Origin of the sequence: Spiroplasma clarkii (genome assembly GCF_002795265.1) — a bacterium.
In the GTDB taxonomy this organism is placed as follows: Bacteria; Bacillota_I; Bacilli_A; order Mycoplasmatales; family Mycoplasmataceae; genus Spiroplasma_A; species Spiroplasma_A clarkii.
In genome coordinates this window covers 454585-476985 of record NZ_CP024870.1, presented here as the reverse complement: position 1 = coordinate 476985, position 22401 = coordinate 454585, and the positions used below count along the sequence as shown (strand labels likewise).

Annotated in this window: 12 protein-coding genes and 3 rRNA genes; 2 read left to right on the top strand and 13 right to left on the bottom strand. The window is 32.9% G+C overall.

The window, feature by feature from the left end; all coding sequences use genetic code 4:
- Positions 1 to 153 precede the first annotated feature (153 nt).
- The 8 genes from SCLAR_RS02105 to SCLAR_RS02070 form a co-directional block, all read right to left on the bottom strand.
- A complete protein-coding gene (locus tag SCLAR_RS02105; RefSeq protein ID WP_100254300.1) occupies positions 154 to 4563 on the bottom strand; it encodes an ABC transporter permease in 4410 nt (1469 codons plus the stop codon).
- Positions 4564 to 4622: 59 nt separating this feature from the next.
- A complete protein-coding gene (locus SCLAR_RS02100) occupies positions 4623 to 6971 on the bottom strand; it encodes a Vmc-like lipoprotein signal peptide domain-containing protein (protein WP_100254299.1) in 2349 nt (782 codons plus the stop codon).
- 43 nt (positions 6972 to 7014) lie between these two features.
- Positions 7015 to 7641, bottom strand: a complete 627-nt coding sequence (locus tag SCLAR_RS02095) for a hypothetical protein (protein ID WP_100254298.1) — start codon at positions 7639 to 7641, stop codon at positions 7015 to 7017.
- A 96-nt stretch (positions 7642 to 7737) separates the two neighbouring features.
- On the bottom strand, positions 7738 to 8154 hold the full coding sequence (locus tag SCLAR_RS02090; protein WP_169921835.1) for a nitroreductase family protein: 417 nt from the start codon (positions 8152 to 8154) through the stop codon (positions 7738 to 7740).
- On the bottom strand, positions 8109 to 8384 hold the full coding sequence (locus SCLAR_RS02085; RefSeq protein ID WP_100254296.1) for a nitroreductase family protein: 276 nt from the start codon (positions 8382 to 8384) through the stop codon (positions 8109 to 8111). The genes SCLAR_RS02090 and SCLAR_RS02085 overlap by 46 nt, the downstream gene beginning before the upstream one ends.
- A 257-nt stretch (positions 8385 to 8641) precedes the next feature.
- Positions 8642 to 8747, bottom strand: a 5S ribosomal RNA gene (gene rrf, locus SCLAR_RS02080).
- A 102-nt stretch (positions 8748 to 8849) separates the two neighbouring features.
- Positions 8850 to 11759 (bottom strand): 23S ribosomal RNA (locus SCLAR_RS02075).
- A gap of 309 nt (positions 11760 to 12068) precedes the next feature.
- Positions 12069 to 13588 (bottom strand): 16S ribosomal RNA (locus tag SCLAR_RS02070).
- The 16S, 23S and 5S rRNA genes sit together here, the layout of an rRNA operon.
- Positions 13589 to 14145: 557 nt before the next feature.
- Between SCLAR_RS02070 and SCLAR_RS02065 the strand changes: the two genes are divergently transcribed.
- Together SCLAR_RS02065 and SCLAR_RS02055 are read left to right on the top strand one after the other, a co-directional pair.
- Positions 14146 to 15426 (top strand): AAA family ATPase, encoded by a 1281-nt coding sequence (locus SCLAR_RS02065; protein ID WP_100254295.1) that lies wholly within the window; start codon positions 14146 to 14148, stop codon positions 15424 to 15426.
- Positions 15427 to 15702: 276 nt separating this feature from the next.
- Positions 15703 to 16002 (top strand): hypothetical protein, encoded by a 300-nt coding sequence (locus SCLAR_RS02055; RefSeq protein ID WP_100254293.1) that lies wholly within the window; start codon positions 15703 to 15705, stop codon positions 16000 to 16002.
- Positions 16003 to 16039: 37 nt separating this feature from the next.
- Here SCLAR_RS02055 and SCLAR_RS02050 read toward each other — a convergent pair whose 3' ends face one another.
- From SCLAR_RS02050 to SCLAR_RS02030, 5 genes are all read right to left on the bottom strand, one after another.
- Positions 16040 to 16780 carry an ATP-binding cassette domain-containing protein gene (locus tag SCLAR_RS02050; protein ID WP_100254292.1) on the bottom strand — a complete coding sequence of 247 codons (741 nt, stop codon included), beginning with the start codon at positions 16778 to 16780 and terminating at the stop codon, positions 16040 to 16042.
- A gap of 6 nt (positions 16781 to 16786) precedes the next feature.
- Positions 16787 to 17071, bottom strand: a complete 285-nt coding sequence (locus tag SCLAR_RS02045) for an ATP-binding cassette domain-containing protein (RefSeq protein WP_100254291.1) — start codon at positions 17069 to 17071, stop codon at positions 16787 to 16789.
- Between the two features lie 34 nt (positions 17072 to 17105).
- Positions 17106 to 18584 carry a hypothetical protein gene (locus SCLAR_RS02040; RefSeq protein WP_100254290.1) on the bottom strand — a complete coding sequence of 493 codons (1479 nt, stop codon included), beginning with the start codon at positions 18582 to 18584 and terminating at the stop codon, positions 17106 to 17108.
- Between the two features lie 609 nt (positions 18585 to 19193).
- Complete coding sequence (locus SCLAR_RS02035; protein ID WP_100254289.1) at positions 19194 to 20993, bottom strand: hypothetical protein; 1800 nt, start codon at positions 20991 to 20993, stop codon at positions 19194 to 19196.
- Between the two features lie 167 nt (positions 20994 to 21160).
- The gene (locus tag SCLAR_RS02030; RefSeq protein WP_100254288.1) at positions 21161 to 22339 is read right to left on the bottom strand and encodes a hypothetical protein; all 1179 of its coding nucleotides are present in this window, start codon (positions 22337 to 22339) and stop codon (positions 21161 to 21163) included.
- Positions 22340 to 22401: the final 62 nt, after the last annotated feature.

The window sequence follows — 22401 nt, the reverse complement described above, 5'->3', positions numbered from 1 at the left end:
CCATAAAATCTCATTGTTTTACTTATTAAAAGCAGTTATTGTCAAAAAAGTGTAAACATTAATAGTATTTTAAAAGGTTATTAACTCTATCTAGTGCTAAACTTTAAATTAAAAACAAAAAAACCTAGTGTAAACTAGGTTCAATTTTGGGGTTTACCCCATCATCATTGCTAAATTAACTTTAGACATTTCTCGAATAATGATTCCATAAGCTGTTCCAAAAATTGCAAGAACTGCTGCAAAGATAATTGGGAACATAAATCAATTTAACATTAATGGCACTGCAATGTTTAAAGAAATTAAAGCAGCTGGAATGATTGTGTAAACCGTTAGTAGTACTAAACCAAAACCAAGAGAACAGGCCAAAATGGTAAGTGGTAAGAAAATTCAAATAATAATTGCATTAACCTCTTGCAACGAGTAACCTTGAATTCGCATGTAATTCATAAAGACTTTGTATTTACCAACAAACATATCAGTAATCAGATAAATTACAATGATCGAAGTAAATAAACAAATTATGATAAAGATTACAATAATCGATAGAACTGAACCAATTAAGTCATTAACTGCAGCTTTTTTCATATTAACATAATCTGTTTTTCCAATCAGTTGGGTCATAAATTTATTAAACCCAATTGTAGTGTTGTTCATGTTTTCTGGAGTTAAAATGTAGCGTTGCATTTGATCTGTTACAAGAGAATTTTTACTTAATTTAGCATTACTTCAAATGTTAACTGAAGAATTGTTGGCAAAGTTTTTACGAGCAGCTGGGTTTTTAAAACCAAGCATTTCATTGGCATACAATTGGTCAGTGTATAAGAAGTTTCCATTATACATTTTTTCAACTCCAACCACTTTAACTGGTTTTGTTTGAGCTTGGGTCACTTCATTGGCAAGTAACCCTTCTTTTAAGGCAATATTCATTCAAGTATTAGTTCCAGTAACTGCAATATCACCTGGGGTTAAACGATTTGGTTGACCATTTTCATACGTAAAGACATCAAAAGGGTTCACTGTTAAAATATTGTTAACTATTTCAACAGGTTTTTTTGAATATTCTTCATATTCAGCATTTACTAATGCTAATAAGTCAGGATCTACTTGACTTACATCTAAATCTAGTTGAATTTTACTTAAATCATTATACTCTTTATACTGGTTTCCCTCTTTATAATAAAAAGTAGTTCCACTAGCACCACTAGCTTCATTTCCAGCATAAGTTTTTTGTGAATAAGTTAATTTATCTAAATCTATGGTGTATAAATCAGCAATTTGGTGATTTTGATCTGCATATTTTCAGGCACTATCTTGAAGAATGTTATAACCTGTTTTAGTTTGCAGTGTTAAAACTTCTACAGGAACATTTAAATTAAAGGTTGAATCAACCCCATAACCTTGTAAGCGCATTTTTTCACTAATTAGCACTGGAATGTAGTCAAGTGCTGCATCATATTTAACAGCATCTAGTTTACTTAAATTTAAATTATGTAAACCAGCTGCTTGATCAATACCATAAACTTGTAAATCTAAACGAGTTTTAGCATCACTGGCTTGAACATAAGTGACCATTTCATCTTCAGTGGCATTATATGGCACTAAGGAGAAATTGAAACCAAAGTTTTTAAAGTTATTGTCATCTTCAACTCACATTTGTTTAACTGTTGAAGGAATTAAGTTATTTGAAATACTCTTAATACAGTCATTATAATCATTGGTTTCCCCAGCAATGGCATCTTGACCAAATAATTGTGGTAAAACTTGACAAGTAAAAGCATTAATAGTTTTTTTAACTTGAGATTGAGTTGTTGGGTTATTGATTTTCCCTGAAGCTGTAATCACTTCTTCAAGCATTCCTGGTGAAATACTTACACCTTTAAAAGTTAAAACATTATTTAAAAAGACATCTTCAAAGGTTTGTAAATATTTATTGTCATCTTCATTTTTTCAGTTATCGAAATCTTGTAAAAGATTTAAGTAATTGTCTGTGTTTTTGCTTTTAACATAGGTGTTAAAAGAAGAAATGGCTGAATTATCTTCTTTAAGATCATCACTGGCTTGATAAAATTCAGTTCTAGTCAAAGGATTGTTGATAATTGTTTTAGCATAATTAAACTGATTTGCATAATTGACATTTCGGAAGAACTCTTCATTCATTTTACCAATTGTACTTGGCACTAAACTTGAAATTGTCAAGATAAAACTTGATAGTAAGATAACTCCAAAGAAAGTTGTTAGTCCTTTTCAAGAAACTGAAACTAAAGTTAATCTTAGTTTATTACTAAAGGTTCCAACTTTAAATCTTCTAATAAATCTAGTAAACCAAGAATTGGTTTGCACTGTTTTGAGTTCAGCTAATAAAACTAGTGATGGTTCTTTAACTGTGTTGTAAACCACTAAAACCACCATCAAGGAATTAACCCCAATAAAGGCCGGTCATAAAATTAGTAATAAAACTCAATCAATTGTAAACATTGTGGGAATATTAAAATAATGTTCAAAAATGTTCATAATTGGGATTTGTAAAAATAAACTAATTGCTCAACCAATTGGAGTAATGATAGTGATTGGGATAATCATGTAAAGCCAATAATTGATTAAAATATTGAATTTTGAATAACCTAAGGATTTTAAATTACCAATTTGTTTACGATGAGACTGCATAACTTTTTTAGTAATGGTGTAAACCATAAATAAAATACAAGAAACAAAAATTAAACAAAAGATAATTGAAATAACTAAAAACATACTAGTCACTGTTGGAAACATGGTACTACGTAAAACCAAAGTCGGTGTTTCTGCTGTACTTTGGACATTAGCGCGAGATAAACTAGTTTCTTCATCAAAAATCTTTGACTCAGTTCCTTCATTTAAAACTTCTTGCACCTCTTTGATTGATGACATATTGTCTGCTAAATACAGTTTAAATAAATTTAAATTATCTGCTTTAGCAGTTTTTGCACCAACATAATTTAAATAAACTCGACTAACATCTTGATAAGCTGAGTCATCAAGTAACTTTGAAGAATTTCGGTCATGGTTGAACATGGCTTCAAAGGTAGCTGCATTAATGTAAAATATTGCTTCGTTATTTTGATTTGTAATTAAATCTTCTTCATAAATTGTTGGATAAGTGTTGTAAGCATCAACCCCAATTGCATCTAAACGATATTGAGCTTGAATTCCACTAAAACCTGGGAAAATTTCATAACTTTTACCCAAACTTCAATTGTTGGCTTTGACAAACCCATTAGAAACCATAAAACTGTTTCTAGTTAAGTAGTCTTCAGCTGCAAAACTATCATAAATTGTGTAAAGTTCTTCATTATAAAACTTTGTAATGGTAGTGTTTTGCTCTGTGGTTTCATTGTAAAAGGCTGAAATATAGCGGAACTTTTGTCCATCCAAGTTTCACATCACAACTTCACTAGTTAAATCAAGATTAAAACCAGTGGCTGTTCCAATTAGTTTGAAATAAGTTTCAAACAGGTTTTTTGCTGTGATGTTTTTTGAATTGATTAAAAATCCTGAAACATCTGTTGGGTTTCAAAACAATGATCGTGACTCAAAGTCCTTAATTAAATAAGTTCCATTTTTTTGCAACTGTTGAATCATATAATGATTGGAATTTGTTGTATAAAATGCTTTGGTGAAGTTGGGTTGATTGTACAAGAAATATTGTTTTTCAACAAAGTTTCCAATACGACCATTAAATCCATTAGTTTGAAGATCTGCAATAGTTTTGTTGGTGTTATCACCATCACCATTAACAAAATTTTCAACAAGATTATTAATGTTTGCCTCATTTGCATTTTTTTCATAGTATTCTGCAATTGTTGCCTTTAAGACTGAAGTTATGGCTGAATTATTTAAATAAAACATGTAGTCAAATATTTCAGTGGCTGCTGCAATTGCCGTTGAAGACAGTTCTCCTTGGAAATTGGCATTTTGGGCATAAAGTTTTCCAAATAAAGAATTTTTAAAAAACTTGCTTTCAAAATTAAAACGATAAAAGCGTCCAAATTCACCACTAGCAACAGTTTTAATTTTGTCTTCAACTGAATAGTTAATTACTGCCTGTTGGGGTGTTGGTTTAAAGCTTTGGTCTTTACTTTTACTAAAACTTGATTCAGTATCTCCAAAACCAAAGTTAACATAATAATTTGAATTATAGTGATAAATTGCTGAATCATAAGTAAATTCATTCGCTTGGTTTTTGGCAATGTTAAATTCATATGGTTTTAAAACAGCATCAGCATTATCTCCAATTGTTAAAGTAGCAAAATTCTCCTTTTGACTTTTTGAAACCAAATCCGTGTTAAAAGCAAATCATGGATTTAAGGTTTGGGTGTCATTGGATTTGTAACCACTACTTGTGTATTTAAATGAATAGTCATAGTTGTTAAAGTTTTTGGTAATTGCATTGTTAGTTCTAGTTAAGTTAGAATTCACAATCCCAAAAGACGCAGTAAAAATAGCTGCTAGTACTATTAGAATGATAAAAATCAAGAACTGCATGTATTCTCTAATTAACTTTCGAAAACCATTTTTAAATAGTAACATTACAATTTTCCTCTCTCTTAACATTTAAAATAAAAACCATAAAAATATGGTCCTTATTTTTAGTATATGTTATAGAATTGTTGTCCATTATTAAAACAATCAATTCCAGTAATTACTCAATATGGGTTTGATTGATCATTTGAGATATTTTCTCATTTAACTTTATATTCGAAGTCTACTTTGTCATAATTGTTTAACAAGCCAACTCCATCATACTTAATCAAATCATCATCAGTTTTTACAACATTTTGTTCTACTCCAAGAACTACTCCTGATTTTCTACTTGTATCAATTTTACTTAAAGCACCTTCTCTTGGTTGGCTAGCTTCAGGTAAAAGTTTTGTTTGATTTTTCAAGATAGTTTGGTAAGGGTTGAAGTTCTCGGGTACTACAACCTTAGCATGTTGCGATGAGGCATTTGATGATTTATCACCAATCCCTGTGTATTTTAAAGTAAATTCTAAGCTACCGTTTAAATCAAGATTTGAAGTACCGATAACTTTACTTTCACTTGTTGTTCAGTATTGGTCATCATAAATATATTGAAAGGCTTTTTCATGGACGTCTTTCATCCCTGAATTTACAACATTTTTCATTGACTTAAACAACATAGCAAATTGTTTTTGACCTATGACACTTTCATCTGTAAATCCTGAGTATGTTCTGCCAAGATATGAATCCTTTTCAAATCCACTACCATTATACCCCAATAATTGCAAAAATTTTTGTTTTTCTGAACTTGTTAGGTTTCTGAAAGCCATTTCTCTACCACCAAATTCAGTGTGTACTTTTTCTACTTGTTTTTGTAAATTTTCATCAAGTGCCATTTCATAAGCACCTTGACCTAATTGTAGTAAGTTAATTCCACCAAGCCCTTCATCACTTTTGATTAGGTTATTTCAGTTTTCAAGACCCATACCAATACCTGGTGCAAACACATTTCCTTTATCATCAATAAAATTTTTGTACTGATTGCTAATTGCTCCATCATAGCCATAAAACAATTTAGTGTTTAACTCTTCAATTTGTGTACTATCTGCATTTGCGTACTTTTCTGCTAACTTGTTGACTAAATCTACAATAATTTGAGCATTAGTTCCTGGATTTTCTTGATCTTTTGGTGCTCATTTATATAAAACATCATACCCAATTTGATCTCTTTTAACAGATTCATTTGACGTACTACTATTTGGTACAGGTGCTGCATCTAATTTTTCCATTTCATTAATAGCTTCAATACCAAATAAGTTAACTAAACTTTCATCAGTTGTCTTGCTAATTTCATTAAATGATTTTCAGATATTTGTTAATAGAGTAAATGATAATGATTGTAAAAAACCGTCAGCTCCAATATCTGTAATTAACACAGGTAATAAGTAATTTGTAAACTCAGCTGTAGTTAAAGCACCTGAAGCTGTTGTTGATAGATTTTCAGCCATAGATGCAAACAAGGCAATACCACCATTAACATTATTAGATTGTCCAGATTTTGCAATTGTAGCTCCCATTTCATTAAATGAAATATCATTTATTTTTGATGCTGCTGCACTTGTACCTCCAGCAGTATATGTTATTTTTGGGTCAAGATTAGCAAGTTTTGTTTTAACTGTTTTATCTTTAACTGGAATATTATATGCAGAAGAGCCAATTGCCATTAGCGAATTATAAAAAGCATAACCCCCTCCATTGGTTCCACCTTTATTTACATCAGCACCTGAGCCTGGGTTTCCAATTAATCCACCTCAACGAGCTCTTGTGTCACCTGGGTTTCCTCCATCAAAACCTTGTTTTAACAAGTAGTTTGTTAAAGCACCTGTATCTTGGATTCCTCAAGCAAGTGATCTTCGTGAATCACTGCTTGCCAAGCTTAAATCTTTATTCAAACCAGCTAAATAACCCAAAGCATTTTTATCTGCTTTATTAAAACCAACATCTCCATCTTGGTTCATAGTATCATTAAATGATCTTTCACCATTAATAATAGTTTTGTAAAAATCATCATCATACATTCCCATGATGTAACTTGCAAATGTTCCTGCATAATGATCTTGGTCTAAAGTAGCAATTGTTGGTGCTAGTAATTTTTTGTAGTTTGATAATGCGCCATTAATATTAATATTTTTACCCTCGTATTCGTAACTTTGAGGCATTCTCATCAAAGTAGCTTCTGGTGTAATTAAACTTGACAGTAATTCATTAACATTAAAATTTAAATTTTCATGACGAGCAGCAATAATGACTTTTGACATAAATTCTGCTCCTTGTAACATACTGTTTTTTAGTGATTCTTCATTTTGGTTGTCATTATTATCTGAATTATCCTCTTTTTTGTTTCCACAAGCAACCACAGTAGTAACAGTTGAGGTCATTAAAGTAAGTGCACTTAAAGCACTAAGTAATTTTTTCATAGTTTTTCCCCTTTTCAGTTTTTTTGATTTAGATTTATTAAAATTAAAAACTAAAAAGTTCGGGTATTTCATCACCCTTTTTAATGGTTAACAATGCTAATTTTTTCCTAAATGAGACTTCAAATTTTAAAGCATTATTTAAACGTCTAAAAATTCTAAACAATTTATAGCTTATTTTTAAAAATAAGCTAGTAATTTGGTTTTGTAAAAATAAAAATAATAGTTTAACTTTCTTTTTTATAATTAAAACTGGTGAGTTTGATTGTCAAATAAAGGTCACTATTGAGATTCTCACATAAGTTAGAGCCATAAAAAATAAAAATAAACCAGTTACCAAAATAATATTTAAAAGTAACATGTTGTGTATAACTGTCATCACTGAAAATTCTAAAAGAATGGACAATTTAAAGTCATATTGTGCAAGTCAAAAAATAACAACTTGAGCTGATTTAAGGTTTACTCTAGGAAATCACTTTAATAAATCAATGAAGTTTAATAAAATTAAATTAACAGCAAAAATAATTAGTAAAGTCATAAATTTCTTAGTTTTTGAAAAGACTTTAAAAAAACTAAAAAGGTTTCAAATAATTAGGTTCAAAACTACTTGAACACAATAAAAATTATTTGAACTATTTGTGTTAATTTTCGACTCTTTTCTAACTTTCATCATTTTCTCACTCACCTAATAAATTATAATTACTATTATTGTACTTCATTTTTTGTAAAAAAATAAAAAATTTCAAGAAAATTCTTGAAATTTATGAAACTATTCAATTATTTTGTATGCCTTTTCTGGTGCTTTACGAGATTTATTAAAGAAATGGTGGAAATCTTGACTTGTATCAACTTTTCCAACAAACATTCCTACTACAACATTTTCATGAGTTGCATCTGCTAAACCATCACTTGCTAGAACTTCCATTACTGCTTTAGGATCAAAACCTTCTGATGGACAAACATCAAGTCCTAATTCTTGTGCAGTATTTAAGGTTGTCCCTAAGGAAATATACGCTTGTTTTGCTGCTCATTGTTCTTCTGAAATATTGTGTGCAGCTCAAACTCCAGTAAGACCATCTTTCATGGCTTGACGAATTTCATCAAAACCATCTGGAATATTTTGTTTGTTTTGTTCTGCAATTACTTCATTAACCATAACATCTTTTTTTGGAGATAATCACAACATCAACCCATTTGAGGCAGTGATCCAACTTGATTTCATCAAGGTCCTAATAATTTTTCACGAATTGCTTTGTTTTTAATAAATAAAACTCGAAATGGTTCCATACCAAATGAAGATGGTGCCAAACGAGCTGATTCTAGTAGCTCTGTAATTTGTTCATTTGTGATTTTAAAATCACTTTTAAATCTTTTTGCAGATCTACGATCTGTTAATAGTTGTAAACTTTTTGTCATTTTAATACCTGCTTTCTCTAAATTTTGAAGAAAATTAATTTAATAAACTAAGCTTTTGTCTTAAAATAGTCAAAAAATTGTGTAAACATATAATTTGACATAGGCAACTACCATGGTAGTTGCAGGTCTTGCAACCTATTTCTTCATACTTTTTTTCTCTTGTAGTATACTGTACTACACTATTATCTTACTACTTTATCAGTGAAAATAATTTTTAATCAACAAAAAAGCACATCAATTGATGTGCTTTTGCTTTAAACTGGCAACGTCCTATTTTTGCATGATACTATCTTCGGCGCAGCTAGCCTTGACTACTGTGTTCGGCATGGGAACAGGTATTACCCTAGCGCTATGGCCACCAGATCTTAAATTTTTTTCGAGAGTTGTTGACTTGCAACAAATTGTACTCTCAAAACTGAACATTAGATAAATTTATTCTATAAGCAATTTTTTTTAGGATTCTTTTTAGAAAGACTCTCGATCTATTAGTATTGGTAAGCTGAACACATCACTGTGCTTACACACCCAACCTATCAACCATGTGGTCTACATGGGATCTTACTTCTAAAAGAATGGGAAAACTCATCTTGAAGGAGGCTTCTCGCTTAGATGCCTTCAGCGATTATCCTTTCCGCACATAGCTACCCTGCTGTGCCACTGGCGTGACAACAGGAGCACCAGGGGTGCGTCCATTCCGGTCCTCTCGTACTAGGAACAGCTCTTCTCAATTTTCCTACGCCCACAACAGATAGGGACCAAACTGTCTCACGACGTTCTGAACCCAGCTCGCGTACCGCTTTAATGGGCGAACAGCCCAACCCTTGGAACCGACTACAGCTCCAGGATGCGATGAGCCGACATCGAGGTGCCAAACCTCCCCGTCGATGTGAACTCTTGGGGGAGATAAGCCTGTTATCCCCAGAGTAACTTTTATCCGTTGAGCGACGGCCCTTCCACACGGGACCGCCGGATCACTAAGTCCTGCTTTCGCATCTGTTCGACTTGTAAGTCTCGCAGTTAAGCACCCTTATACCTTTGCGCTCTTCATACGATTTCTAACCGTATTGAGGGTACCTTTGAGCGCCTCCGTTACTTTTTAGGAGGCGACCGCCCCAGTCAAACTACCCACCAAACACTGTCCCTGACCCGGATAACGGGCCTAGGTTAGAACCTCAATGTAACAAGGGTGGTATTCCAAGGGTGACTCCACAGCCACTAGCGTGACCGCTTCAAAGTCTCCCACCTATCCTCTACATGTTACACCAAGATTCAATATTAAGTTATAGTAAAGCTTCATGGGGTCTTTCCGTCTAGTTGCGGGTAACCAGCATCTTCACTGGTACTAAAATTTCACCGAGTCTATAGCCGAGACAGCGAAGGGATCATTACGCCTTTCGTGCGGGTCAGAACTTACCTGACAAGGAATTTCGCTACCTTAGGACCGTTATAGTTACGGCCGCCGTTCACCGGGGCTTCAATTCAATGCTTCACCGAAGCTAACATCTCCTCTTAACCTTCCGGCACTGGGCAGGCGTCACCCCCTATACTTCGTCTTACGACTTTGCAGAGAGCTGTGTTTTTGCTAAACAGTTGCCCCTCCCTCTTCACTGCGGCTCACCATAAGTGAGCACCCCTTCTTGCGAACGTACGGGGTCATTTTGCAGAGTTCCTTAGCTATAGTTATCTCGCTTGCCTTAGGATACTCTCCTTGACCACGTGTGTTCGTTCTAGGTACAGGCACCGCCAAAATTAACGCTAGAAGCTTTTCTTGGAAGCGTGGAATCATTGACTTCGTTACTAGCCGCAGCGTTCACTCCCCATCACACTTCAAGGTTATAGTATGCGGATTTGCCAACATACACCCCTTTGTGCTTAGACCGGCATGTCCAGCAGCCGGCATCAACTATCCTTCTCCGTCACTCCATCACTTTTGGTGGTGGTACAGGAATATCAACCTGTTGTCCATCGACTACGCCTTTCGGCCTCGCCTTAGGTCCTGACTAACTCTGGGTGGACGAACCTTGCCCAGAAAACCTTGGTCAAACGGCATGGAGGATTCTCACCTCCAAACGTTACTCATGCCGGCATAATCACTTCTAAGCGCTCCACCAGTCCTCACGGTCTGACTTCATCGCCCTTAGAACGCTCCCCTACCACTCACATTGCTGTGAATCCTAATCTTCGGTAGTATACTTAAGCCCCGGTACATTTTCGGCGCAAAGGCACTCGACTAGTGAGCTGTTACGCACTCTTTAAATGGTGGCTGCTTCTAAGCCAACATCCTAGCTGTCTGTGCACCTTCACATCCTTACACACTTAGTATACATTTTGGGACCTTAGATGTAGATCTGGGCTGTTTCCCTCACGAGCATGGACCTTATCACCCATGTTCTGACTGCCGAGTATGAAATTATGGCATTCGTAGTTTAATTCTACTCAGTACCCCTAGGTGGGGCCATCATAGATTCAGAGCTCTACCTCCATAATCCTAAACCTCGACGCTAGCCTTAAAGCTATATCGGGGAGAACTAGCTATCTCCTGGTTCGATTGGAATTTCACCCCTAGCCACAAGTCATCCGCGGTCTTTTCAACGAATGTCGGTTCGGTCCTCCATAAGGTTTTACCCTTACTTCAACCTGCTCATGGCTAGATCACCAGGTTTCGTGTCTACGACATCGTACTAAACGCCCTATTAAGGCTCGCTTTCACTACGGCTCCGTGGATTCCACTTAACCTTGCACGATATCGTAACTCGCCGGCTCTTTCTACAAAAAGCACGCCATCACCCATTAACGGGCTCTGACTTCTTGTAAGCATATGGTTTCAGGGACTATTTCACTCCCCTCTCGGGGTACTTTTCACCTTTCCCTCACGGTACTGGTTCACTATCGGTAAAATGGTAGTATTTAGGCTTACCCAGTGGTCTGGGTGGATTCCGACAGGGTTTCACGTGCCCCGCCGTACTCAGGATACTCAATCGAGATTAGTGCATTTCGCATACGGGGGTATCACCCTCTACGCCGCTGCTTCCCAACAGCTTCTGCTATACACTAATTTTGTAACTCTAACATGAGTCCTACAACCCCGGCCCGAAGACCGGTTTGGCCTGTTCCGCTTTCGCTCGCCGCTACTCACAGAATCACATTCGTTTTCTCTTCCTCTAGGTACTAAGATGTTTCAGTTCCCTAGGTTCCCTTCTCTTGACCTATGTATTCAGTCAAGGATACTATGAGATTAATCATAGTGGGTTTCCCCATTCGGACATTTCCGGATCAAAGCTTATTTCCAGCTCCCCGAAACTTTTCGCAGGTAATCACGTCCTTCATCGGCTCCATTTTCCAAGGCATTCACCATATGCCCTTACTATACTTTCTTAAAAAGAAATCCTATTGCATTATAGATAATCTATTCTATATAAAAATTTGAAATTTTAGATTTTTTCTTAGTAATTTTTTAATATTTAAATTAAGTTACTGTCATTTGTTTCAATAAATTGAAACGTAGAAAAAATAAAATGTCTTTTTTCATCTAATATTCAGTTTTCAAAGAACAATTTTTTTCAGAGATTAAGAGCAAAAAAATGCTCTAACAATCCCTGAAAACTAGATAGAACCAGAATATAATCAAAAGCTGTTTTATCGATTCGCTCAGCTTTATGTACTAATCTATAGTTAACTCCATAGAAAGGAGGTGATCCATCCGCACGTTCCCGTACGGATACCTTGTTACGACTTCACCCTAATCGCTAGTCCTACCTTGGTACGCTCTCTCCTAATGGTTAAGATACGTGCTTCTGGTATTACCAACTCTCATGGTGTGACGGGCGGTGTGTACAAGACCCGAGAACGTATTCACCGCGACGTTGCTGATTCGCGATTACTAGTGATTCCGACTTCATGAAGTCGAGTTGCAGACTTCAATCCGAACTGAGATTGGCTTTTTGAGATTAGCTCCCCCTCGCGGGATTGCGACTCTTTGTACCAACCATTGTAGCACGTGTGTAGCCCAGGACATAAGGGGCATGATGATTTGACGTCATCCCCACCTTCCTCTAGCTTACACTAGCAGTCTCATTAGAGTCCTCAACTGAATGTTAGTAACTAATAATAGGGGTTGCGCTCGTTGCGGGACTTAACCCAACACCTCACGGCACGAGCTGACGACAACCATGCACCACCTGTCTCAATGTTAGCCTCCACTACATCTCTGTAGCTTTGCACTGGATGTCAAGCCCTGGTAAGGTTCTTCGCGTTGCTTCGAATTAAACCACATGCTCCACCACTTGTGCGGGTCCCCGTCAATTCCTTTGAGTTTCACTCTTGCGAGCATACTACTCAGGCGGAGTACTTAATGCGTTAGCTGCAGCACCGACGTATGCCGACACTTAGTACTCAACGTTTACGGCGTGGACTACTAGGGTATCTAATCCTATTTGCTCCCCACGCTTTCGTGCCTCAGCGTCAATAACAGGCCAGTAGACCGCCTACGCCACTGGTGTTCCTCCATATATCTACGCATTTCACCGCTACACATGGAATTCCATCTACCTCTCCTGTATTCTAGTCAGCCAGTTTTCAAGGCGAACCGGAGTTGAGCTCCGGGCTTTAACCTCAAACTTAACTAACCGCCTACGCACCCTATACGCCCAATAAATCCGGATAACGCTTGCCACCTATGTATTACCGCGGCTGCTGGCACATAGTTAGCCGTGGCTTTCTGGTAAGGTACCGTCAAACTAAAAGCATTTCCTCTTCTAGCATTTCTTCCCTTACAACAGAGCTTTACAATCCGAAGACCGTCATCACTCACGCGGCATTGCTTCATCAGGCTTTCGCCCATTGTGAAAAATTCCCTACTGCTGCCTTCCGTAGAAGTCTGGGCCGTATCTCAGTCCCAATGTGGCCGATCAACCTCTCAGTTCGGCTACGTATCATTGCCTAGGTGAGCAATTACCTCACCTACTAGCTAATACGCCGCATCCTCATCTTCTAGCGGCCCAAACGGGCCTTTCAACGTCTTCTGATGCCATAGTGACGTCACATGCGGTATTAGCAGTCGTTTCCAACTGTTATCCCCCACTAAAAGGTAGATTAGATACGTGTTACTCACCCGTTCGCCACTGGGTGCAAGCACCCCGTTCGACTTGCATGTATTAGGCATGCCGCCAGCGTTCATCCTGAGCCAGGATCAAACTCTCATTAAAAATATTAATGCGAATATATTGATTCTTGACTATATCTGTTTTTATGTTGTATATTTTCTCAAAAAATTGAACTTTTTTAATTGTACAAATTTTGGTTGTTGTTCTATCTAGTTTTCAAAGATCGTTTTTAACACAAAAGTGCCATATTTAAATATACACCAGAAATCATTTTTTTCCTATTTTTTTTAAAAAAAAATTCAATTTGATTGATTTTTAAACACTTAAAGCTCTTGTGTCAACTCATTTATAATAGCATAAGTAGATTATAAAAACAAGCACTTTTCTTAAATTTTTTTATTTTTTTATTGTCTTAAAACAGGTCATGCTTTTTGACAGCACTTAACTCAGACTAACATTTAAAAGGCTTTAATCTTTGCGTGATTTTAAGAAACAGATTGCTATATTACAAAAATTTTGTTAAAAATTATTTTTTGACACTTTAAATGTTATTTTCTAAGAAATTAACTCAATTATGACTTATGTTTTTTAAATTTTATCAAATAAAATGTTATTTTAATAAAAAGTGGTATAATACATTTGACTAGGAGGAACAAAATATGAAAACAATTATCAAATCATTAAAATTCAGTGGCTACAAAGCTTTTGAAGATGAAGTTTTTATTAACTTTGAAACAAATAAAAAGAAATATAATTTTAATGATTCAGTAATAGAGCTAGTTAGAGATGAAAAAAACCTCTATTTCAACAATCATTTAGGTTTTATTGGACCAAATGCTGCTGGGAAAACTTCAATTTTAACAGTATTTAGAATTTATCGAGTTTTTTTATCAAGTGGAGTAAGAACTTTTGGTGAAGGTATCCTTGATCCACTTACAGGAGTAGTTGATCGTAATTTTTCAATTCTAAACCCTGAAGATATAAATAAGAATAAAGATTATCTTGAAATCACTGTTGAATTAGTAACTGAAGAGATTTTAGTTAAACATAATTTGAAAATAAAAAGAGATTTTACTTTTTTTGAAAAAATTGATGTACATATTAAAAAAAATAAAAACTACACTTGAGAAAATATATTTGAAAAGAATTTTGAAGACAAAATTGATTTTATTACTTACTCAAAATATACAAGATTTGAAAATAAAAGACATTTCATAGCCAAAGAACAAAGAGAGAGTCTGGAAATTATCAAAAAAACTGCTAATATAATTGACTCAATTGCTTCATCAATTATGACAATTAGTTCTGAAACAACCAAAATGAATTGAACCGGAGATTTAAACAGATTATTATTAAGAAATCACCATAATGATGAAGCTATTAAAAAAATTCAAGATTTTCTGGGAACTATTGCAAAGTCTGTTGATCCACAAATTGCTGGTGCACAAATTCAAAAAGTTATGATCAATGATATGCCCACATTTAATTTTTCATTTATACTAAAAAATGAAGATAAAGCAGCATGATCTGCTTTATCAGTTGGTACCTGAAAAATTATAGGTATTTTTATGAAATTATACTTATTAAAACAGATTAATGCAAAAAATGTTTATGTTTTAATTGATGAGATTGACAATTCATGACACCCAAATTTAACTAAAATTTTCTTAAGGTTGGTTAAAAGCAAAATGTTTGCAAGTACAACATTTTTATTTACATTTCATAACCCCTATATCGCAAGTGAAATTAGGCATGATGCACTTTACATAGTTTCAGAAAACCAAGAAGTTGTGAATTGACCAGAAAAAATTAAGGAATTTAGTGAAAATGGTGCTCCAAGATTAAGCACAAAATTTGAAATTAAGTATTTGGATGAAGTGGTTTGCTCTGGACCCGAAAACTTCAAAGCTGAAGAGATTTATGATTTTTTCGGAGAGTAACATAATTGCTTTTATTATTATGTTTTGAAGCCAATAATCCAAATACAGAAATTAACACATTTAAAAGTTTAAGAAGAAATGAGAGGGTCTTTAAAAATATTATGGGATGAAATGATGTGGTTGTTCATTCATTTAATCTTATTGAAAAACTAAATGAAACAAAATTAGAGAGCAGACTTAAATTTAGTTTAAAATCCCTACAGCACTATAACAAAAGAGAGAAATACTCTAGAATATTAATTTTTTTTTGATAATGATAGAGAAACTCTTTGCGAAATGTACGAAAGACTAGAAACAGAAATCCACAACATTTTAAGTGAAGAATTTAACAATCTTAAAAAAGGCATTCACAAAATTAAAATACCTTGTAATGAATGTTTCGAGTACTTTTTTACCCTATTTTGTGAAAACAAAATTAACAATTTCGATCAAAAAGAATGAGAAACTAGAAAAAAAGGAAGCTCAAAATTTGTAAGTAAACTTTGAACCAATGACAGATTAGCAATTTTTAAGGAAAATGTTAAAAAATATCAAAATGAAACAAATTGAAGACTACTATTTAAGGATGAAGAATAAAGCTTCATACAAAAAAACTCTTGCAAGCAAGAGTTTTTTATTCATAATTTTCAGATTCAGGTTCACCCTCAATATCAGGTTCTGATTCAGGTTGAACTGAGATCACTTCAGTTTGAGTAGTTTCATAAGAATTATCACTTGATAATTTTTTTCTTTTATTAGCATCAGCAATTGCTTTAAAAATAGCTTCCATGTTAACTGGTAATTTTTTAATATTTGTAACTGGAGTTCCCTCTTTTACAAAGTATAAAAACACTCAGTTAATGTCTTTTAGATCATTAACTGCAAAAACCACTGAGTTTTCACTTTCATCATAATCAAACATTTTTAAACTTTTTGAATCCATAAAATCTCTTAGTTTTGCAATATCAATATAATCAGAAACATAAATTTTGTATTTTAAATAAATATCAAGTTGTTTTGAACTTCCATCAAATACAACAGCTCCATCATCAATAATAATGTAGTGGTCAATTAAACTAGCAATTTCATCAATATTGTGAGCAGTTAGTACTAAAGTTTTATTTTGTTTTTTTAAATCATCTAATAAATTAATAACTTTTTTACGTCATTTTGAATCAAGGTTTGCCCCTTGCTCATCCATAATAATTATTTCTCCTTGTTTTAAAAAACAAATAATTAAATTAAGACGGTTTTTCATTCCTCAAGAATAATCTTTTATTTTTACATCTTTTGAGTTTCAAACTCCAAAGTACTCCATTCAGTACTGCACTGCAGCTGCTCGGTCTGCTTTGGGAATATTTAAAACAATAGTCATTGTAGTTTAAAACTCTCACCCAGTTAATTCATACATTGAAAAGTCAATTTGAGTATAGAAGGAAATTAATTTATTAATAACATGATTTCCACTTTTTTTACGAGAAATATCATTAATTAAAATATCACCCTTATATTTTTTGATTGAACCAATGATTGAATTAATCATAATTGATTTTCCACTACCAGACAGTCCTAAAATTGCTGTGGTTTTACCAGCTTGAACATGGACATTAATTGGTCCTAATTTAAAGTTTTTATAATCTTTAAAGTAATTTTTAAATTCAATCATATTCTCTACCTATCTACTTTCTATTTGGCATAACTTATTTTAAGTCAATGCGGTTAAATTTGAAACTTGTTAAAACTATAAATAAAATAATTAAGACAACTTGGACAATTAAATAAATTCATGGCACCAGATAGTTCTCATAACTATCGGGTTTAATAACGCCTACTTCATTCAATTCAAAGGTGAACTCTGCATAACTTAAGAAAATATTTTTTTCTGGAGCAAGGTTAATGAAAGAAACTGAGTAAGGATCAAACCACAAATCATTTCCTGAAATTCCTGTGTAATATGTATAATTTGTCACAAAGGCATTGTGCATATTAAGCATATTATAAATATTGAACAGATTTCTGTTACCAATATATTCTTTTCAACTCTCTGAATCAATGTTTACTCGATTTTGTGTTGCAAATACAAAAATACTTGTTCTTTCAATTAAGTATTGTTCTAAAACTCTTGCTATTAACATGACTGGATCAAATAATTTTTCAGTGACAAGTTTTGTTGCTTCTGGATCAGGATTAAAAGTTAAGTTTGAAAGATTTAGTGGACTTGGATTTAAAATATTTCTATAAGCACTTACTAATTCTGATTTGGGTAAATTTAATGGCTCACCTGTATCTCCAACTTTTTGAATGGTACTTGTTGTTTCATTTAAAAAAACATAATCATCAAAGAAATCTGAGTTTTGTTTTTGAAAGTCATTACCTAAAGTCTCTTGTAAAAAATCTGTTAAATCCAAGAAATCTTGGATGACTAGCTTTTGACTGACATCACTATTAGGACTATCTCTTAAAGCTGCTAATTCATCATAATTTAAAAATTTCTTATCAAAGTTAATAGTAATATTTACAAGATCTTGTGGACCAATACCTTGAATAACTTGGTTTGATAGTACTGTTAAACCATCAACTTTAATTGGTTGGACATCATTAGTTTTAATGAATCCTAATCCTGTTCCACCATCACCTCATAAATCATTAATTCTTGAATTAATCCCATCTTGACTTACAAAATCTTCTTTTGTAAACCCTGTTCTATCATAGCCATTAACAGTGTGCTGGAATGTTGTTAAAAATTCATTAACTTTTTTAGTTAAATGTGGGTATTTGTTTTGCTCATTGTGAATATATTTTTGTAGTAAAAAAGCATTTCTTAAAGTTGTAGCATTAAAAAACTGTTGTCCACTATTACCACTTGTTGAGAAGACTAAAACAATTGAATCTTCTTTTGTTTCGACTAATTGTCTTGGTAAAGCAGAAATAAAAGTAAATGCTAATAATAATGTTGTAATAATTGTGGTTACCTGAGGGGTTGTAAATAAAATTAAAAATAAAATAAATAATGTTAAAGTTGTAGATACTAGTGTTACATATAAAAAGAAAACAATACTAATTCGAGCAATTAACTGTCAGTAATCTGTGGCTAAACTCATTAAAAACATTATTAAAGTAGATCAAGCTGTGATTATAAAAATGTTTAAAATACATAACATAATTTGAGAAAACAACATTTTAATTCTAGAAATTTCATTTGAAAGTGTTAAATACAATAATTTATTATCTTTACAATAAATTACAAAAAAACTAAAATTCTTAAAACTAGCACAAAAGCTGTAACTGCAATGAAAAAAATTAAGTAAAAATTAATATACTCAATTGCTTGTGCACCAGTTTGTAAAAAGAAAAAATTAATGAAAACATTAACGGAATTATTAGTAATGAAATATTAAGAATAAAATACGATTTCTCCTTAATGATTAACTTAAAATTGAATTTTGTTATATTAAAGAATGAAATACTTCCTTTAACTTTCATAAGTTTTATCCCCTCTCAAACAAAACACCAACTTCAATGTTTTGCTCTATGTAAAAAAATGCATCAGTTAAAAAATATTCTCAGTTTGAAAAATTTCCCATTATGATTTATTTCAAGAATATTATACCAAAAAAACCGTCCAAGTAAATAGAAAAGTGTTTCAAACCTAGATGCTCTCAATAATCTTTTATACCAAAGATTATTGACTTTATTTAAAATAATTATAATAGAATTATTCATAAATCTATAAAAAAATAAAAATTTAGATATTAAAGCCAAAAGTCTTCATATCTAAATTAAAACTATTATGTTTTTTGAATTAAAACTTGATCTTTGAGACTTGCATCATTTGATGGTCACTCATTCATTGCAAACAATAAGTTTAAAAAATTAATTTCAAAGCGTAAATTATGAAATCAGCCTTCATGATTTGAGTTTTCCAAAAGTACATAACCCTTAGCATTATAATATGCAAGTCAAAGTCTAGGAATTGTGCCTTCTGTTCCATCAGCTTTTGTGGTTAAAACTTCAAGGTTAAAACCTGTTTGTTTTCCTTGAATTAAAAGCATTTGTCTAAGTGCAATTTGTCTACCTTCCATCAATGATAAACTGGTTTTGAATTGGTGACCAGTTCCCATGTATACATCTGGTAGTAAAGTTTGTCAAATACCTTCATCTTTAAAAGCAAATAAGGGTTTTGGCTCAGTTTCTTTAACACTTGATTTAGTAGTGCCTCAAGCTGTTTGGAAAGCTTTAATACCTTGGCAAGTGTTTTCAACCATTGCTTTTACAATTGGTGAATCTTGAATTGTTTCGGGTGCATTGACTTCACCATTAAAAGCCACCACATAACGTACAATTAAGTCATTTAGTTTAATACTAAAGTTTTCATTTACTTGTATTTCAAAACCACTTAACCCTACTAGACCTGAAGTAAAATTGTCTTCATTGACTTTAGTGCCAGTATATCCAAGTGTAGTTTGAAGTTTATCAGTTAATTTTACATTGAATTCTGGTAAAGTTTGGGGAGTGTTTTTGACAACAAATTCAGTAATACTTGCAACTTGTTCAGCATTTTCAGTATCTAAATTTTCAAAAACAGCTGCTCTTAATGTTTCAAAAGACTCATAGCTTTTTTCAACAATATCATTCTTATTTTCAACACTGATTGTTTCAGCAGGATCTGCTGTTAACTCAATTTTCCCAGCTTTAAATCTTAAACCAGTTTGTGCTCCAAATGCTTTTTTAGCAACTCGCTCATTTAAGTCATCAACAAATCCAGAAGTGTTATAAAGTTCAGTAAGTCTTGATGCATTTAGTGTTGGATTAAGAAGTCCAAAAACCCCACTACTTGTTTCAGCGTTTTCGTAATTGGCAAAACTATTTTTTGTCAATCAGGCATATTCTGATTCTTGAGTTATTAACTCCTCTGCTGTCTTATCATGAATTTTACCAAGTCCAAGTTCCAAGTTTACATCACTTGTTTGTATATAATTAAACTCTCTGTTTATTGTTTGTTTTACAGGTAATCCATTAGCATCAAAATATTGGTAATCAACTTGCAAATTATCAATTGTATATGCTGTAAAATAGTCGGGTTGAGGTGGTGTATCTGAATCAGTTCTTGTAAATCTGATTGAAAAATCAGGTAAATAGTCAACATCACTAACTAACTTATTATCTTGAATTATCAATTGATATTTATCTGTACTTCTTACAATTGCATTCAGCGCATTTACCAAGGTATTTGTTTTAGTAATCTTGTGAAAATCAACTTTTAGTTCAGCAATTTGTTCAGTTTCCAACTCTGATTCTTGGGTATCATTGTTATCTGCATTAACTCCATATTTGCTAATATTGTTTTTATTTAAAAAATTTAAAGGCATCTTCTCATCATCAAAAACACCATTTAGGCCTTTGTTATCTTCTATTTCTTTAAAATGATTAAAAAACACACTTGCAACTTCTTGATTTAAATCTGCAATCAAATTTACAAGGTCTTGATTTGGTTCGGTATTAGTCGCCTTTGGCGAACATGCTAATGCAACATGGGTTGAATTTGCAGATAAAGCCACTATTGACAATAAATTTAAAAGTTTTTTCATACATTCACATCCATTCTTAACTTAATATTAGTTTATTTGCAATCTTTTGTCAACGAAAATTCTAAGGTTTATGGGTGGGTTTGAAATATTTTATGAAACTAACAAAAATACAAAAAAATGCAGTTTTGTTCTAAACTGCATTTTTTGTTTAACTAATAATTTAAATATTATTCATCCCAATCAATTGTTGGGTTGGTTTTTGTGTTTGTATCATTTAATGGATCTTTTACATCTGCAGAGTTAATTTCCATTGTATTTTCGCTTTTAGCAGTTTTAACTGAATCCATTAAGTTTGTTGAAGTAATTTCATTACTTCTTATTGATTTAAAATCATGTTGAGGTCTTTCTTGATTTTTAACAACCTCTCAAATTCTGTCACCCTCACCAACAAATAATTTATCACGATAACTACCATCTAATCTTGCTTTATCTTTTGCTAATTGACGTTGTTCAATTTCACGATCTGTTAATTTCTTAGAAAGTTCACCTTCATATTTTGAACCCCTCATTCGACGAGGTAAAATTACTTCTTCATAAGGGTTTTTAGCAACAATTGCCCCAAATTCCTCAGTGATACTTTTTGGAACTTTTGGTTCAAGTTGAACTTGTGGACTTGGGGTTGGTTGCGGTTTGATTACCTCAGGAGTTGGAGTTGGGATTGGTTGAGGAATTGGAGTTGGTTGCAGACTTTGTTCATCTTCAGTATCTTCATAATTTGCAAAGTTTCCTTCAATTAAATCTTGGCGCATTCTTTGAACACGATCTGCAATATCAATTGTTTCTGATTTATTAGTTGCAGGAGTTGGATTATTACCTTGGTTGGCAAAAACATCAGTGTTGTCTGCTGCTTGAGTTTTTGAGGTTTTTGCAGCTTTTTTAGAACTGTCTTTTGCTTTTCCAGTTGGAATTGATAATCCAATTGTTAAAATAATTGTTAAACTTGCTAGAATTGGAAGAATTAAAGCTACTAATAGTGTTGAAGTTGGTGGTTCAATTGGTTTTAAGATTTTAGTATAAAGCAATCCAAAAGCAAATCAAAGTAAGCAAATTAAACTAATTACTAAAGTCAGAATTCTTATAATACGAATTGCTGGTTTATTATCTTTAACAACAATGTTTATTAATGAAAGCAAACATGTCAATCCCAAAAGCAACATGGCAGCAACTCTAACTATTAAGTAGAGTAGCCCAATAATTTGAGCATTTCAATTAATTGTTAAGAAGTTGAATGATGCATTTGAAAACTCACCAGCTGGTAAGTAGAAGACTAATAAATTAAGAGCTAAAAATGATAGCACTGCTGCTGCTATTGAAAATAAAAAACTGAGAATTTTAAACTTAATCATATTTTAACCCCTATCTATTTTGCCCTATTTCAATAAAATTTTAACATATTTAAAGTTAGTTT